Source organism: Streptomyces odonnellii (assembly GCF_000981895.1).
Classification (GTDB): Bacteria; Actinomycetota; Actinomycetes; order Streptomycetales; family Streptomycetaceae; genus Streptomyces; species Streptomyces odonnellii.
The window spans coordinates 14,768-31,700 of the sequence record NZ_LATD01000059.1 but is presented as its reverse complement, the minus strand read 5'-3'; the positions used below and the strand labels follow the sequence as shown (position 1 = coordinate 31,700).

5 protein-coding genes are annotated in these 16,933 nt (G+C 73.9%); 2 read left to right on the top strand and 3 right to left on the bottom strand.

What is annotated here, in order from left to right; all coding sequences use genetic code 11:
- Nucleotides 1-13: 13 nt before the first annotated feature.
- Nucleotides 14-565, top strand: coding sequence for a flavin reductase family protein (locus WH07_RS07625; RefSeq protein WP_046496902.1), 552 nt, complete (start codon nt 14-16; stop codon nt 563-565).
- A 93-nt stretch (nt 566-658) separates the two neighbouring features.
- Here WH07_RS07625 and WH07_RS07620 read toward each other — a convergent pair whose 3' ends face one another.
- The 3 genes from WH07_RS07620 to WH07_RS07610 all read right to left on the bottom strand — a co-directional run bounded on the left by WH07_RS07620 (nt 659) and on the right by WH07_RS07610 (nt 2,825).
- The gene (locus WH07_RS07620; RefSeq protein ID WP_106409526.1) at nt 659-1,834 is read right to left on the bottom strand and encodes an acyl-CoA dehydrogenase family protein; all 1,176 of its coding nucleotides are present in this window, start codon (nt 1,832-1,834) and stop codon (nt 659-661) included.
- Between the two features lie 138 nt (nt 1,835-1,972).
- Entirely contained in the window at nt 1,973-2,398 is a 426-nt protein-coding gene (locus WH07_RS07615; protein ID WP_046496897.1) for a YybH family protein, read from the bottom strand.
- 49 nt (nt 2,399-2,447) lie between these two features.
- Complete coding sequence (locus WH07_RS07610) at nt 2,448-2,825, bottom strand: YybH family protein (RefSeq protein WP_046496894.1); 378 nt, start codon at nt 2,823-2,825, stop codon at nt 2,448-2,450.
- A 261-nt stretch (nt 2,826-3,086) separates the two neighbouring features.
- On the opposite strand from WH07_RS07610, the gene WH07_RS07605 reads away from it, so the two are divergent.
- A complete protein-coding gene (locus WH07_RS07605; RefSeq protein WP_046496948.1) occupies nt 3,087-16,856 on the top strand; it encodes a type I polyketide synthase in 13,770 nt (4,589 codons plus the stop codon).
- The last annotated feature ends 77 nt before the right edge of the window (nt 16,857-16,933 follow it).

The following is a 16,933-nucleotide window of genomic DNA, read 5'->3' as shown; positions in this document are numbered from 1 at the left end:
CGGAGAGGGTGGCATGAATTCCGCGTCCACTGAACTCGATCCCGCGGCCCTGCGTTCGGGGCCACAGCCGGTGAAACCCGTCCGGCTCAGGGAAGTGATGTCCCGCTTCGCGACCGGTGTCACGGTGATCACCGTGGGCGGCGAGCATGTGCACGCCATGACGGCGAACGCGTTCAGCTCGGTCTCCCTCGATCCGCCCTCGGTGCTGTGCAGTGTGAGCCATGGCGCGGTGATGCACGGCGCGCTGACCTCCGCGGGCCGGTTCGCCGTCAACATACTCGGCGTACGGCAGGAGCCCCTGGCGCGGCATTTCGCGGACAAGCACCGGACGCTGGGGGCGGCCCAGTTCGAAGGGGTGACGTGGGAGGCCGGAGAGCACACCGGGGCGCCCCTGCTGGCCGGCTCGGTGGCCTGGCTGGAGTGCGAGCTGACCGACTCGCATGTCTTCGGCGACCACACCATCTTCATCGGGACGGTCCTGGCGGCCGGCCAGGGCAGCGACGAGGACGGGCTGCTCTTCGTCAACGGCCGCTTCGGCAAGGCGGATCCGGGCGCCGGGCAGTAGACGCGCGGAGCATCGCCGGACATACGGAAGGCCCGGGGCCGTGACAGCGACCCGGGCCTTCTGGGTTGACGCTTGTGGATCGACGCTCCGAGGTCAGAGGAAGTACGTACCGGGCTCCAGGCCCAGCAGGACCCGGCCCTGCACCTCCAGGTTGGCGTTGAGCTGCACCAGGGCGTGCAGCGAGAAGCCCTGGATGTCGCGGTGGAAGCGCTGGAGGTCCACATCGCGGCGGATGACCGAGCCCCCGCTCGCCGCGAAGAGCAGTTCCACGGCCTCCTTCGAGAGCTGCGCCGCGTAGGCGGTCCTGCCGCGGATGACGGCCTTCTCCTCGTCGGACGGCTGGACGCCCGCGTCGGCCGCGTTCTGCAGCACCCGGTGCCAGGAGCGGGAGAGCGCCTCGGCCGCGTCGATCTTGTTCGAGGCGAGGGCCACCTGCTGCTGGGTGAGCGGGTGCTGGCTCTGCTCGGTCCACTGGGTGTAGGTGATGCCGCGTCCGGGGAGCCGCTCCAGGAACAGTTCGAGCGAGCCGCGCGCCATCCCCAGGAAGGTCGCGGAGACACTGGACATGATGTAGCCGAGCAGACCGTAGTTGCGGCCGGTGGCACCGGTGTTGGAGCGGTTGCCGGTGGCGGAGACCATGGCCTCCTCCAGCGGTACGACCCGGTGCGCGGGCACGAAGACGTCCTTGGCGGTGGTCGTCGAGCTGCCGGTGGCGGCGCCGGCCGAGACATGCCAGTCGTCGGCGAACTCCAGCTCGGAGGTCGGAACCAGCGCGACCAGTTCCTCGGCCGTCCCGTCGGGCTGCTCGACGACCGCGGCGAGCAGGTCCCAGCCCGCGCCCCGGCAGCCGGAGTTGAAGCGCCAGGTGCCGTCGAGCCGGTAACCGCCCTCGGCCGGCTTGAGGGTGCCGGTGGGGGCGAAGACGATGGAGACCCGGCTGCTGCCGCCCTCGAAGACCTCCTTCTGCGCCTGGTCCGGGTAGAGGGTCGCGCACCAGGCGCTGGTGAGCCACACCATCGTCAGCCAGCCGGTGGAGGGGCAGCCCCGGGACACCTCGGCGATGACCTCGGCCTGCTGCGCCGCGTCGAAGTCGAGACCGCCGTGCTCGCGCGGCACGGCCGTACGGAACACCCCGGCCTTCTCCAGCAGTTCGATGTTCTCGTCCGGTATCCAGCGCTGCTCCTCCGCGGCGGCCCCATTGCGCCGGAGGGCGGGCACGGCGTCGCGTACCGCGTCCAGTACGGAGGTCAGTTCTTCCTGCGTGGCCACTATCTCTCCTTGAAGTGCCGTGAAATGCATGGAATGCGGGGGGAATTACCTGGGGACTGTCTTCACTTACGCCAGAACCCCCCTGATCGCAGGGGGGTTCGCGGTCGCGCCCCTAGCTCGCGCCCTGGTGCCGTGGTACTAGTCGGCGACCAGGCCGGTGGCGGCCACCGGGCGGTCGATGGACATCAGCCAGCGGCCGTCGTCCCCGCGCCGCAGGACGTCGGTGCACACGCCCCGGAGCTGTACGGGCTCGCCGTCCGGGCCGGTCGTGTCGATCTCGTAGTTGACACCGATCAGCGCGACGTCGCCGGCCACATACGCGTGGGTGATGCTGGCCCGGAGGTCGGGCTTGGTGCCGAGGAACTCCTTGAAGAACGCGAGGCGCGCCGCACCGGTGAGCGGCTCACCCGAGAAATTCGAGATGGAGTCGTCGCGGTAAAGGCTGTTGAACAGCTCTCCGTCACCGGAGTTGAACGCCGCGATGAAGATGTCGTTCTGGGTTTCGGAGTCGCTGGTGAGATCGGGGTTCGCCGGGTCGAAGTCCACACTGAATGTGTACGCCATGGTCGGTCAGTCCTTTCGGGGATTCAGGGGATAACTGCGCCGACCGGGATCAGGCCTGGCCGTACGGGTCGTCGACGGCGTAACGCCACACCTTGTCCTCGCCCAGCCTCAGGACGTCGACGCCGGTGCCCTGGAGCCGCTCGGGCTTTCCGTCGGCGTCGACCGTGTCGATCGTCCAGTCGACGATCAGCAGGGCCGTGTCGTTGGTCACAAACGTCTGCCGGGGCACGGCGGTCATCGTCGGCCGGTTCTTGAGGAATTCCCGCTGGTATTCCCGGCGCGCGTCGCCCGTCAGCGGCTTGCCCGGCTCCCAGACGGCGACGGCCTCCGCCGTGTAGAAGCTGTCGACGGTTTCGAAGTCGCCCGCGTTGAAAGCCTCGACATACTGACTGGTGTGCTTTTCCACGTCGTCGGTGAGCTGTGACATGACGAGATCCAACCTGCCTTCTGTTGTAGCCGGGTGCCACCCATTTCGTACGCCGACACTATTGCGACGCCATCAACCTCTCACCCATGAACGGGTAATGCGGCGATCTCCCGGCCCCTGGCAGGGGTGATTACCGCCCGGTGGAGCCGCGCTGAGAGGGCTGAGAGAACCACCTGCCTACGATCTGGAAGCAGTGTCACTGAAATGCCTTTCAAGGTCGCCCAGTTCGGCCGGATTCACTGGAAAGGGAAGTCGAGCGCGATGACGAATCAGCACCATTCCCACAGGGCTGCTCAGGGCGACGGGCTCGAAGAGGGCGTAGCGGTCGTCGGAGTGTCCTGCCGGCTTCCCGGGGCGGACGGCCCCGAGGCCTTCTGGGACCTGCTGCGCACCGGCTCGGACGCCGTCACCGAGGTGCCGGAGGGGCGCTGGCTGCCCGCGTCCGGCACGGAGGCGTACGAGGCGGCGGAGCCGGGGACGCGCCGGGGCGGGTTCCTGGACCGGGTCGACACCTTCGACGCGGACTTCTTCGGTGTCTCGCCGCGCGAGGCCGTCACCATGGATCCGCAGCAGCGGCTGGTGCTGGAGCTGGCCTGGGAGGCCCTGGAGGACGCGGGCACCCTGCCGGCCGCGCTGCGGGGCAGCCGTACCGCCGTGTTCGTGGGCACCCTGCGCGACGACTACGCGTCCCTGCTCTACCAGTACGGCGACCGGGCCATCACGCAGCACACCATGGCCGGGGTCAACCGGGGTGTCATCGCCAACCGGGTCTCGTACCACCTCGGTCTGCACGGCCCGAGCCTGACGGTCGACTCGGCGCAGTCCTCCTCGCTGGTCGCCGTCCATCTCGCCTGCGAGTCACTGCGCTCCGGGGAGAGCGACACGGCGATCGCGGCGGGCGTCAATCTGAACATCCTCGCGGAGGGCGCGGTCACCGAGGAGCGGTTCGGCGGGCTCTCGCCGGACGGTACGACGTACACCTTCGACGCACGCGCCAACGGCTTCGTGCGCGGCGAGGGCGGTGCGGTCGTCGTACTCAAGCCGCTGGCCCGCGCGGTCGAGGACGGCGACCGGATCTACGGGGTGATCCGCGGCAGCGCGGTCAACAACGACGGTACGACGCCGGGCCTGACGGTCCCCGGCCGCCCGGCGCAGGAGCGTGTGCTGCGCGAGGCGTACGAGAAGGCCGGGGTCGACCCGGCGGCCGTGCAGTACGTGGAACTGCACGGCACCGGGACCCCGGTGGGCGACCCGGTCGAGGCGGCGGCGCTGGGCGCGGTGCTCGGCGCGGGCCGGGCCCCCCGGGCGCGGCTGCGGGTCGGCTCGGCCAAGACCAATGTGGGCCATCTCGAAGGCGCGGCCGGCATCGTCGGCCTGCTCAAGGCGGTGCTGGCGCTGAGCCACCGGCGGCTGCCCGCGAGCCTCAACTTCGACACCCCGAACCCCCGGATCCCCATGGACGAGCTGGGACTTGAGGTGCAGCGGGAGCTGACCGAGTGGCCCGCGCCCGAGCGGCCGCTGATCGCCGGGGTGTCCTCCTTCGGCATGGGCGGCACGAACGCGCACGTCGTGCTCACCGAGGGTCCGGTGTCCCTCGCGCCCGGCGCTGCCGCACAGCCCGGGACCGCCGCTCCCGGTGTGGTCCCGGTGGTCCTCTCCGGGCGCTCGGAGACGGCGCTGCGGGCCCAGGCCGCCCGGCTGCGCGACGCCCTCGCACGCGAGGACGCGCCAGCCACGGCCGATGCCGCCTGGTCCCTGGCCACCACCCGTACCGTCTTCGAGCACCGGGCGGTCGCGCTCGCCGCGCCCGAGGGCGGTCCCGCCCTGCTGAGCGCGCTCGACGCGCTCGCCGAGGGCCGGGCGTCGGCGGATGTGGTGCGGGGCGCGGCCGGGCCGGGGCGGCTCGCCTTCGTCTTCACCGGGCAGGGTGCGCAGCGCGCCGGGATGGGCCTGGAGCTGTACGGGGCGTTCTCCGCGTTCACCGAGGCGTTCGACGCGGTCCGCGCCGAGCTGGACCCGCTGCTCGGCCGGCCGCTGCTGGAGGTGATCGCCTCCGGGGAGGGCCTGGACGGGACCGGGTTCACCCAGCCCGCGCTGTTCGCCCTCGAAGTGGCGCTCCACCGGCTGGTCGAGTCGTGGGGCGTGGTGCCCGAGCTGGTCGCGGGGCACTCCATCGGCGAGATCGCCGCCGCGCATGTGGCGGGGGTCCTCGATCTGCCGGACGCCGCGCGGCTGGTCGCCGCGCGCGGCCGGCTGATGCAGGCGCTCGACTCCGGCGGCGCGATGGTCGCGGTGGAGGCCACGGAGAGCGAGGTGCTCGCGCTGCTCGCCGGCCATGAGCGGCAGGCGGGCATCGCGGCGGTCAACGGGCCGCGCTCGGTGGTCCTGTCCGGCGCCGAGGACATCGTGCTGACCCTCGCGGACCGGCTGCGCGACCAGGGGCGCAGGACCAGGCGGCTGACCGTCTCGCACGCCTTCCACTCCCCGCTGATGGACCCGATGCTCGACGACTTCCGTACCGTCGTCGAAGGGCTGACCCTGCGCGCGCCCCGGCTGGACGCGGTGTCGTCGGTGACCGGCGCGTCCGTCACCGACGCCTGGTCGTCGGCCGCGTACTGGGTGGAGCAGGTGCGCCGTCCGGTGCGGTTCCTGGACGCGGTCCGGGCCCTGGAGGACGCGGGCGCCACGGCGTTTCTGGAGCTGGGCCCGGACGCGGTCTGCTCGGCCATGGTGCGCGACAGCGTCCGGGAGGCGGACTCGGTGGTGTCGGTGGCCGCGCTGCGCCGGCGCCGCCCGGAGGCCAGGACTCTGCTGGCGGCCGTCGCCGCCGTCTTCGTACGCGGTACGGACATCGGCTGGGGCGGCGTCCCCTCGTACGGCGACGCCCGCCGCGTACCGCTGCCCACCTATGCCTTCCAGCGCGAGCGCCACTGGGTGTCGGGCACCGCTCGTACGGGCGAACTCGCGCCCGCCGAAAGGGAGTCGACCGCCCCGGCGCCGACTGAAGCGGTGGATGTGACCGCGCTGGTCACCGGGCAGGTCGCGGCCGTGCTGGAGTATCCGGCCGGTCGGCGGGTGCCGCCGCACGCCACATTCAAGGAACTGGGCTTCGACTCGCTGATGTCGGTGGAGCTGCGCGACGCGCTGGCCTCCGCGACCGGGCTGCGCCTCGCCGGCGGGCTGCTCTTCGACCATCCGACGCCCGACGCCCTGATCACCCATCTCGGCGCGGCCCTCGCCGGTACGGATACCGCACAGGCCGGTGAACAGCCCCTGCCCGGCGGCTCGGACGAGCCGATCGCGATCGTCGGCATGGCCTGCCGCTACCCCGGCGGGGTCGCCTCGCCCGAGGACCTGTGGCGGCTGCTGGCCGAGGGGCGCGACGCCGTCTCCGGCTTCCCCGCCGACCGTGGCTGGGACCGGAACCTGTACGACAGCGACCCGACGCGCAGCGGCCACAGCACTGTGCGCGAGGGCGGGTTCCTGGACGACGCGACCCGCTTTGACAACGGCTTCTTCGGGATCTCGCCGCGCGAGGCGCTGGCGATGGACCCGCAGCAGCGGGTGCTCCTGGAGACCGCGTGGGAGGCCGTGGAGCGGGCGCGGCTGGACGCGGACGCGCTGCGGGGCAGCCGTACGGGCGTGTTCATCGGCGCCACCACGCTGGACTACGGGCCCCGGATGCACGAGGCTCCCGACACCGTCGACGGCTATCTGCTGACGGGCACCACCCCCAGCGTGATGTCCGGGCGCATCGCCTACCAACTCGGCCTGGCCGGACCGGCGGTGACCGTCGACACGGCGTGCTCGTCCTCGCTGACCGCCCTGCATCTCGCCGTACGGTCGCTGCGCTCCGGCGAATCGACGCTGGCGATCGCGGGCGGCGCCACGGTCATGTCGTCCCCCGGGATGTTCGTGGAGTTCTCGCGGCAGCGCGGGCTCGCCGCCGACGGCCGGTCGAAGTCGTTCGCGGCCTCGGCCGACGGCACCTCCTGGGCCGAGGGCGTGGGCCTGCTGATCGTCGAGCGGCTCTCCGACGCCCGCAGGAACGGGCACCAGGTGCTGGCCGTCATCCGGGGCAGCGCGATCAACCAGGACGGCGCCAGCAACGGTCTGACCGCGCCCAACGGCCCCGCGCAGGAGCGGGTCATCCGCGCGGCGCTGGCCGACGCGGGGCTGGCCCCGGCGGACATCGACGCCGTGGAGGCGCACGGCACCGGCACCCGGCTGGGCGACCCCATCGAGGCGGAAGCGGTCATCGCCACCTATGGGCGCGACCGCGCGGACCGCGCGCCCGTGCGGCTCGGGTCGCTGAAGTCGAACATCGGGCACGCCCAGGCGGCGGCCGGTGTGGGCGGGGTCATCAAAATGGTGCAGGCCATGCGCCACGGCGTACTGCCCAGGACGCTGCATGTGGACGAGCCGACACCGATGGTCGACTGGGGGTCCGGCGCGGTCGAGCTGCTCACGGAGGCGGCCGAGTGGCCCGAGACCGGGCAGCCGCGCCGCGCCGCCGTCTCGTCCTTCGGGATCAGCGGCACCAACGCCCATGTGATCATCGAGCAGAGCCCGCCGGCCCCGGAGCAGACACCCGAGGCCGAGCCGTCCGGGCGGCCCGCGCCCTGGCTGCTGTCCGCGCGGGACGCGGTGGCGCTGCGCGAACAGGCGGCCCGCGTCCGCGCGTTCGCCGCCGGTGACGTCTCGCCGTACGACACCGGGCTCTCCCTGGCCACCACCCGTACCGCGCTCCCCCACCGCGCGGCGGTCGTCGCCACCACGGCGGAGGACCTCCTGGCCGGGCTGGACGCGCTCGCCGAGGGCCGGGACGACCCCCGGGTGGTGAGCGGCGGCGCGGCGGGCTCGGGCAGGACCGCCTTCCTCTTCACCGGCCAGGGCGCGCAGCGCACCGGCATGGGCGGGGAGCTGTACGAGGCGCACCCGGTCTTCGCCGAGGCGCTCGACGCGGCCTGTGCCGCGCTGGACGCGCATCTCGAACGGCCGCTGCGCGAGGTGCTGTTCGCCGCCGAGGGCAGCGCGGACGCGGCGCTGCTGCACCGGACCGCGTACACCCAGCCCGGGTTGTTCGCCATCGAGGTCGCGCTGTTCCGGCTGGCCGCGCACCACGGGCTCACCCCCGATCTGCTCGCCGGGCACTCCATCGGCGAGCTGGCCGCCGCCCACTGCGCGGGTGTGCTCTCGCTCGACGACGCGGCGCGGCTGGTCGCCGCCCGGGGCCGGCTGATGGAGTCGGCGCGGGCCGGGGGCGCGATGGTCGCGATCGAGGCGGAGGAGGGCGAACTCGGCGAAGAACTGGCCGAGTTCACCGGACGGCTGTCCGTGGCCGCGGTCAACGGACCCGCCTCCGTGGTGATCTCCGGTGACGAGGACGCGGCGGAGACGGTCGCGGAACGGTGGCGGGCGCGGGGCCGCAGGACACGCCGGCTCCAGGTCAGCCATGCCTTCCACTCGCCCCATATGGACGCCGTGCTCGACGAGTTCCGCGCCGTCGCGGCCGGGCTGGCCTTCCACGCGCCGGAGATACCCGTCGTCTCGACGGTCACCGGGCGCCTCGCCACCACCGAGGAACTCACCTCGCCCGACTACTGGACCGGGCAGATCCGCGAGGCGGTGCGGTTCCTCGACGCCGCCCGGGAACTGGAGGCGCGTGGCGCCACGGTGTTCGTGGAGATCGGCCCCGACGCCGTTCTGGCGTCGCTCGCCCGAGGCTGCCTCGCCGGTGAGGAGGCGGTCACCGTACCGCTGCTGCGTGCCGGGCGGCCCGAGCCGGAGACCCTGGTCACCGGTCTCGCCACCGCGCGGGTCCATGGGGCGCCGCTGGACGGGGCGTCGTTCTTCCCGGGTGCCCGCCCGGTCGATCTGCCGACGTACGCCTTCCAGCGCGAGCACTACTGGCTGGCGCCGCGGACACCCGGTGACGCACGGTCGTTGGGCCTCGACCCCGCACAGCACCCGCTGCTCTCCACCGCGGTGGACCTCGCGGACGGCGAGGGCCTGGTCCTGACCGGTCTGCTGTCGGCCGCGACGCATCCCTGGCTGGCCGACCACGCCGTGGGCGGCGGGGTGCTGCTGCCCGCCACCGCCTTTGTCGAACTGGCCCTGGCCGCGGGCAGCCGGATGGGTGCCGATCGGGTGGGCGACCTCACCCTGGAGGCCCCGCTGCCGCTGCCCGACGACACGGCGGTCCGGGTCCAGGTCACGGTGGGCGCTCCCGCCGCCGACGGCGGCCGGCCCTTCGGCGTGCACGCCAGGCCGGACGGTGGAGCGGACGACTCGGTGCCCTGGACCCGCCATGCCTCCGGTGTCCTCGGCGGCCCCGCGTCCGGCTCCGGCGCGCGGGACCTCGTACATTGGCCGCCCGCCGGGGCCTCCGCCGTACCGCTGGAGGGCGTGTACGAGCGGCTCGCGGACCTCGGGTACCAGTACGGCCCCGCCTTCCAGGGGCTGACCGGCCTCTGGACGTCCGGCGACGATCTGTACGCGACGGTGCGGCTGCCGGAGGAACAGCACGCGCCCGCCGCCCTGTTCGGCCTCCATCCCGCACTCTTCGACTCCGTGCTGCACCCGCTCGTCCTGCACGCCGCCGACGCGGCGGGCGACGGCGCGGTCCGGCTGCCGTTCGCGTGGGCGGGTACGGAGCTGTACGCGACCGGCGCCACCGCGCTGCGCGTCCGGATCTCCCCCGCGGGCCGGGACACCTTCACGCTCGCCCTCGCCGACACCACCGGTGCCCCGGTGGCGTCCGTGGAGACCCTCACCCTGCGCGCCGTCCCCAAGGAAGGACTCGCCAGGGCCGCGGTACGGGATGACGCGCTGTACGCCGTGGAGTGGACGCCCGTACCGGCCGCCGGCTCCGCCCCGGACCTGCGGATCGCATGGGCCGAGCACGGTGAACTACCGGACGCGGAAGGCCTGGAGGCCGTCGTCGTACGCACGGAGGACCTCGCCGCCCGGGACGGGGATCCGCTGCGGGCGGCGCACGGGACCGTACGGCGTGCCCTCGCGCTGGTGCAGCGGTTCCTCGCCGACGAGCGGTACGCGGAAGCGCGACTGGTGTTCGTCACGCGGGGCGCGGTCGCGGCGGGTCGTAACGAAGAGAACGGAGGGAGCGGAGGGAGCGACGGTCTCGCGTCGGCTCCGGTGTGGGGTCTGGTCCGCTCGGTGCAGAGCGAGCACCCGGACCGGCTGGTGCTGCTCGACTCGGCGGACACGGTCGACGAGGAGACGGTGACCGCCGCCCTGGCCGGCGGCGAGCCCCAACTCGCCGCTGTCGGGGGTGACTTGCGAGCGCCCCGGCTCGTCCGGACCGGGCAGGACGTCGACAGGGCTCCGGCCGCGCTGGACCCCGACGGCACGGTCCTGATCACCGGCGGCACCGGCGGTCTGGGCGCGCTCTTCGCCCGCCATCTCGTCGCCGAGCACGGTGTACGGCATCTGCTGCTGGTCAGCCGACGCGGCGAGGACGCCCCCGGTGCCCCCGAACTCCGTTCCGGACTTGAGGGGTCGGGCGCCCGGGTGACCGTCGCGGCCTGCGATGTCGCCGACCGGGAACAGCTCGCCGCGCTCCTCGGCACCGTACCGGCCGAGCACCCGCTGACCGGTGTCGTGCACACCGCCGGCGTGCTCGACGACGCCACCGTCGAGGCCCTCACCGCCGAGCGGCTCGACGCCGTGCTCGGCCCCAAGGCCGACGCCGCCTGGCATCTGCACGAGCTGACCCGCGAACTGCCCAGGCCACTGGCCGCCTTCGTCCTGTTCTCCTCGGTCTCCGGCCTCACCGGGACCGCCGGGCAGGCCAACTACGCTGCCGCCAACACCTACTTGGACGCCCTCGCCGCGCACCGCCACGCGCTCGGTCTGGCCGCGACCTCGCTGGCCTGGGGTCTGTGGGACGCCACCCACGGCATGGGCGGCACTCTCGGCGAGGCCGGCGTGGCCAGGTGGGCCAGGGCCGGCGTCCGGCCGCTCACCCCGGAACGCGGCCTCGCGCTGTTCGACCGCGCACTCGCGGACGGGCGGGCGCTGAGCGTGCCCGTCGACTTCGACCTGGCCGCCCTCCGCTCCCGTACCGAACCGCCCGCACCGCTCCTGCGCGCCCTCGTGCGGACCGCGCCCCGCCGCGCCGCCGCGGTGGCCCCGGGCGGCGACACGGGCTGGGCCCAGCAGATGGCGGCGCTGCCCGACGACAAGCGCCGCGAAGCGGTCCTGGAGCTGGTGCGGTCCACCGTGGCCGGGGTGCTGGGGCACACCCGCGCCTCCGCCATCGATCCGCGCCGGGCCTTCAACGAGATCGGCTTCGACTCCCTCGCCGGAGTGGAGCTGCGCAACCGGCTGAACGCCGCCACGGGGATACGGCTGTCCGCCACCGTGGTCTTCGACCACCCGTCCCCGGGGGCCCTGGCCGACCGTCTGGTCACGCTGGCCGCGGGTGCGGGTACCGACGCGGCGGCGGCGCGGCCCGCCCCGGCCCGTGCCGCCGCCGCGACCGACGAGCCGATCGTGATCGTCGGCATGGCCTGCCGCTATCCGGGCGGGGTCGGCTCGCCCGAGGACCTGTGGCGGCTGGTCGCGGAGGGCGGTGACGCCATCAGCGAGTTCCCGGTGAACCGTGGCTGGGACCTGGACCGGCTCTACGACCCGGACCCGGCGCACACCGGCACGTCGTATGTGCGGCACGGCGGGTTCCTGCACGAGGCCGACCAGTTCGACCGCGAGTTCTTCGGGATCTCGCCGCGCGAGGCCACCGCGACCGACCCGCAGCACCGGCTGCTGCTGGAGACGGCGTGGGAGACGCTGGAGAGCGCGGGCATCGACCCGGCCGCGCTGCGCGGCTCCCGTACGGGCGTGTTCACCGGGGCCATGTACGACGACTATGTGTCGCGGCTGGCCGCCAGCCCCGAGGAGTACGAGGGTTTCCTGCTCGCCGGGAACCTCTCCAGTGTGGTGTCGGGCCGGCTCTCGTACACGTACGGTTTCGAGGGTCCCGCGGTCACGGTCGACACCGCCTGCTCCTCGTCCCTGGTGGCGCTGCATCTCGCGGCCAACGCGCTGCGGCGCGGCGAGTGCGATCTGGCACTGGCCGGCGGTGTGACGGTGATGGCGGGGCCGAGCGTCTTCGTCGAGTTCTCGCGGCAGCGCGGCTTGTCGGCGGACGGCCGCTGCCGTTCGTTCTCGGCGGACGCGGACGGCACCGGCTGGTCGGAGGGTGTCGGGCTGCTGCTCGTCGAGCGGCTCTCGGACGCCCGGAGGAACGGGCACCAGGTGCTGGCCGTGCTGCGCGGCAGCGCGGTCAACCAGGACGGCGCCAGCAACGGCCTCACCGCGCCCAACGGTCCTTCCCAGGAGCGGGTGATCCGCGAGGCGCTCGCCGATGGCGGGCTGACCCCGGCGGACATCGACGCGGTGGAGGCGCACGGCACCGGCACCCGCCTCGGCGACCCCATCGAGGCACAGGCCCTGCTCGCCACCTACGGACAGGACCGGCCCGCCGAACGGCCCCTGCTGCTCGGCTCGCTGAAGTCCAACATCGGACACGCCCAGGCAGCCGCCGGGGTCGGCGGAGTCATCAAGATGGTGCAGGCCATGCGCCACGGCGTACTCCCCAGGACCCTCCATGTCGGTGAGCCGACGCCGATGGTCGACTGGGACTCCGGTGCGGTGGAACTGCTCACGGAGGCCACCGACTGGCCCGAGACCGGCCGTCCCCGCCGCGCCGCCGTGTCCTCCTTCGGGATCAGCGGCACCAACGCCCATGTGATCATCGAGCAGGGCCCGGAAGCCCCCGAGCGGGAGACCGCCGCCGCGCCCACCCTGCCCGTCGTGCCCTGGCTGCTGTCGGCGCGCGGCGAGGACGCCCTGCGCGCCCAGGCCGAGCGGCTGCACGCCCATGTCACCGAGCGGCCGGACACGGATCTCGCGGACATCGGTCTGTCCCTGGCCACCACCCGTACCGTGCACGACCAGTCGGCGGCGGTCCTCGCCGCGGACCGGGACGGCCTTCTGGACGGTCTGGCCCGGCTGGCCCGCGGCGAGACCCCGGCGTCGGTGGTACGGGGCGACTCCCCGGCGCAGCGCGGGAAGACGGCGTTCCTGCTGACCGGGCAGGGCGCGCAGCGGCTGGGCATGGGGCGTGAACTGTACGCGGCCTCCCCGGTGTTCGCCGCCGCCTTCGACGCGGTGTGCGAGCATCTCGACCGCGAGCTGGTACGCCCCCTCAAGCAGGTGCTCTTCGCGCCCGAGGGGTCCGCCGACTCGGCGCTGATCGACCAGACGGCGTTCACCCAGGCGGCGCTGTTCGCGGTGGAGACCGCCCTGTTCCGGCTCGCCGAACACCTCGGTCTGGTCCCGGACTTCCTGCTCGGGCACTCCATCGGCGAGGTCACCGCCGCCCATCTCGCGGGTGTGCTCGACCTGCCCGACGCCTGTGTGCTGGTCGCCGAGCGCGGCCGGCTGATGCAGGCGGCCAGGGAGGGCGGCGCGATGGCCGCGATCGGGGCGGCCGAGGACGAGGTGCGCGAAAGTCTGGCCGACCACGCCGGCCGGGTGACGGTCGCCGCGGTCAACGGCCCACGGTCCACGGTGATCTCGGGCGACGCGGAGGCGGTCGACGCGCTCACGGCACTCTGGCGCGAGCGGGGCAGCAGGGCGAAGAGGCTGCCGGTCAGCCATGCCTTCCACTCCCCGCACATGGAGGAGGTGCTCGACGAGTTCCGCACCCTCGCCGGGGACCTCACCTTCCACGAGCCGCGTATCCCGGTCGTCTCCAATCTCACCGGGACCCTCGCCACGGCGGAACAGCTCGCGTCGCCCGAGTACTGGGCGCGCCACATCCGCGAGGCGGTCCGGTTCCACGACGGGGTACGGCAGCTCGTTGAGCTGGGCGTCACGGAGTGGCTGGAGCTGGGGCCGGACGGCGTGCTGACCGCGCTCGTACGCGAGTGCCTCGGGGACCTCGGAGACCTCGGGGACGCACCCGTCGGGGTCCTCGCCCCGGCGCTGCGCAGGGGCCGTCCCGAGACGGCGGTCTTCGCGGGGGCCCTCGCCCAGCTCGCCCTGCGCGGCGCCCCGGTGCGCTGGGAGGCCGTCTTCCCGGGCGCGCGCCGGGTGGAGCTGCCGGGCTACGCCTTCCAGCACCGGCGCTACTGGCTGGACGCCCCGGCGAGCGCGGGCGACGCGGCCGGGTTCGGTCTGGCCGCGGCGGACCATCCGTTCCTGGGCGCCGCGGTGGTGCTGGCGGACCGGGACGAGCAGGTGCTGACCGGCCGGCTCTCGCGGCACAGCCACCCGTGGCTGACCGGCCATGTGGTCGCGGGCACCGTCCTCGTACCGGCCACCGGACTGCTCGAACTCGCTCTCAAGTCGGCAGCGCAGACCGGGACTTCAGGGGTGGACGAACTGACGCTGGCCGCGCCGCTGGTGCTGCCCGAGCACGGCGGCGTACAGCTCCAGGTGTCCGTGTCGGCCGCCGAGGACGACGGTGGGCGGGCCTTCCGTATCCACTCGCGGCCGGACGGTGACGAGACGACCGGGGAGTGGACCCTGCACGCGCACGGCCGCCTGCTCGGCGGCCCGGCCGACGGCGGTACGGACCTGATGGCATGGCCGCCGCCCGGCTCGGCCGAGACCGATCTGAGCGGGGCGTACGAGCGGCTCGCCGAGCAGGAGTACGAGTACGGCCGGCCGTTCCGGAACCTGCGGCGGCTGTGGACAGGACCGGCGGGCGAGCTGTACGCGGAGGTCTCGCTCGGCGAGGAACTGCGCGCCGACGCCGGACGGTTCGCCCTGCACCCCGCGCTGCTGGACGCCGCGCTGCATGCGCTGCTGCCTGGGGTCACGGACCGGCCCGGGAAGCCCTGGCTGCCGTTCGCCTGGAACGGTGTCACCGCGCACACCGCCACCGGTCCGGCGAGCCTGCGGGTCAGCCTGACGCCCGCGGCCGGCGGCGACGCCGACTCGCCGGTGTACGCCCTGACCGTCGCGGACGGCACCGGGTCGCCGGTGGCCTCGGTCGAGGCGCTCACCCTGCGGCCCCTGTCGGCGGAAGCGCTGCGGGCGGCGGGCGGCGGCGGTACGGCGGACGGGCTGTTCCGGGTGGACTGGACGCCGCTGACCGGCGGGGCCACGAGCACACCGCTCGGCGAACCGGCCCTCATCGGCACCGCCGGGAACGCCGGGAACGCCGCCTGGGCGGCCAAGGCGACCGCGTACGGCTCGGTCGGCGAACTGCGGGCCGCGCTCGACCAGGGCACCGAAGTGCCGTCCCTGGTGCTGCTGCCGCTCCTCGGCACCGGGGCGGCGGACGGGGCCGGGGTGCCGGACGCGGCCCGCGCCGTGCTGCACCGGCTGCTCGCGGAGGTGCAGGCGTGGCTGGCCGACGACCGGTTCGCCTCGTCGCGGCTCGCCGTGATCACCCGGAACGCGGTCGCCACCGCGCCCGCGGAGCCGACGGATCCGGTGCATGCCCCGGTCTGGGGACTGCTGCGCTCCGCGCAGACCGAGAACCCGGGCCGGATCGTGCTCGCCGACCTCGACGACGCGGGCCTCGACGACACCGGACTCGACGCCCCGGACAGCCCGCTGTCCCCGGGCATGCTCACCGGCGACGAGCCCCAACTCGCCGTCCGCGAAGGCCGGATCCTCGTACCGAGGCTGGCCCGCGCCCTGCCGGCCGAGGACTCCGCTCCGGACTGGGGCGACGGCACGGTCCTGGTCACCGGCGCGACCGGTGCGCTCGGCGCGGTCCTCGTGCGCCACCTGGTGCGGCGGCACGGCGTACGCCACCTCCTGCTGGTCAGCCGACGCGGCGACGGCGCGCCCGGCGCGGCCGAACTCCGCTCGGAGCTGCTGGACCTGGGCGCCGAGGAGGTACGGTTCGCCGCCTGCGACACCGCCGACCGCGACCAGCTCGCCGCGCTGCTCGGCACCGTACCGGCGGAGCGTCCGCTGACCGGTGTCGTCCACACCGCGGGTGTCCTCGACGACACCACGGTCGAGGCGCTGACCCCCGAGCGCCTGGACGCCGTGCTGCGTCCGAAGGCCGACGCGGCGTGGCATCTGCACGAGCTGACCCGGGAGCTGCCGCTGTCGGCGTTCGTCCTCTACTCCTCCGTCGCCGGGCTGCTGGGCACGGCCGGGCAGTCCAACTACGCGGCGGGCAACACCTTCCTCGACGCCCTGGCCGCGCACCGCAGGGCACTGGGCCTGCCCGGCACCTCGCTGGCCTGGGGGCTCTGGGCGGAGAGCAGTGCTCTCAGCGGGCATCTCGCCGAGGCCGATCTGCGCCGGCTGGCCCGCTCCGGGCTGCGTCCGCTGGCCACTGACGACGCCCTGACGCTCTTCGACGCCGCACCGGCCACCGGCGAGGCCGTACTCGCGGTCACCCGGCTGGACACGGCGGCGCTGCGGGCCTCCGGCGAGCTGCCGCCGCCGCTGCTGCGCGGTCTGGTGCGTACGGCGCCGAAGCGGGCCGCGAGCACGGCCGCCGAGCCGGCGGCGGGTCCCGGTCTGGCGGAACGGCTGGCCGCCCTGCCGCCCGGCGAGCGGGACCGTACGCTCACCGATCTGGTGCGCGGGCTGGTCGCCGAGGTGCTCGGGCACGCGGATCCCACCGCGATCGCGCCCGAACGCCCCCTCCAGGAGCTGGGGTTCGACTCGCTGACCGCGGTCGAGCTGCGCAACCGGCTGGCCGCCGCGACCGGGCTGCGGCTGCCCACCACGCTCGCCTTCGACCACCCCACCCCGGGGGCCCTCGCCACGTATCTGCGCGAGCGTCTCACGATCGACGAGATCACCCCGGACGAGCCGGTGCTGGCCGAACTGGCCCGGCTCGGGCCCGCCATCGAGGCGGTCTCGGGGGACGCGGGGGCGCACGGCCGGATCGTCGCGCGGCTCCGGGAGCTGCTGAACGCCGCCGAGACGGCGGGCCTGCCCGCCGCCTCCGCCGAGGAGACCGAAGCCGATCTCGACAGCGCCACCGACGAGGAGTTGTTCGCCCTGCTCGACGACCTCGAATGACCCGGTGCCGTCCCCGGCGCACCGCGCACCCATGAGGCAGCAGACCGATCCCACAGGAGTTGAGAACACCATGGCGG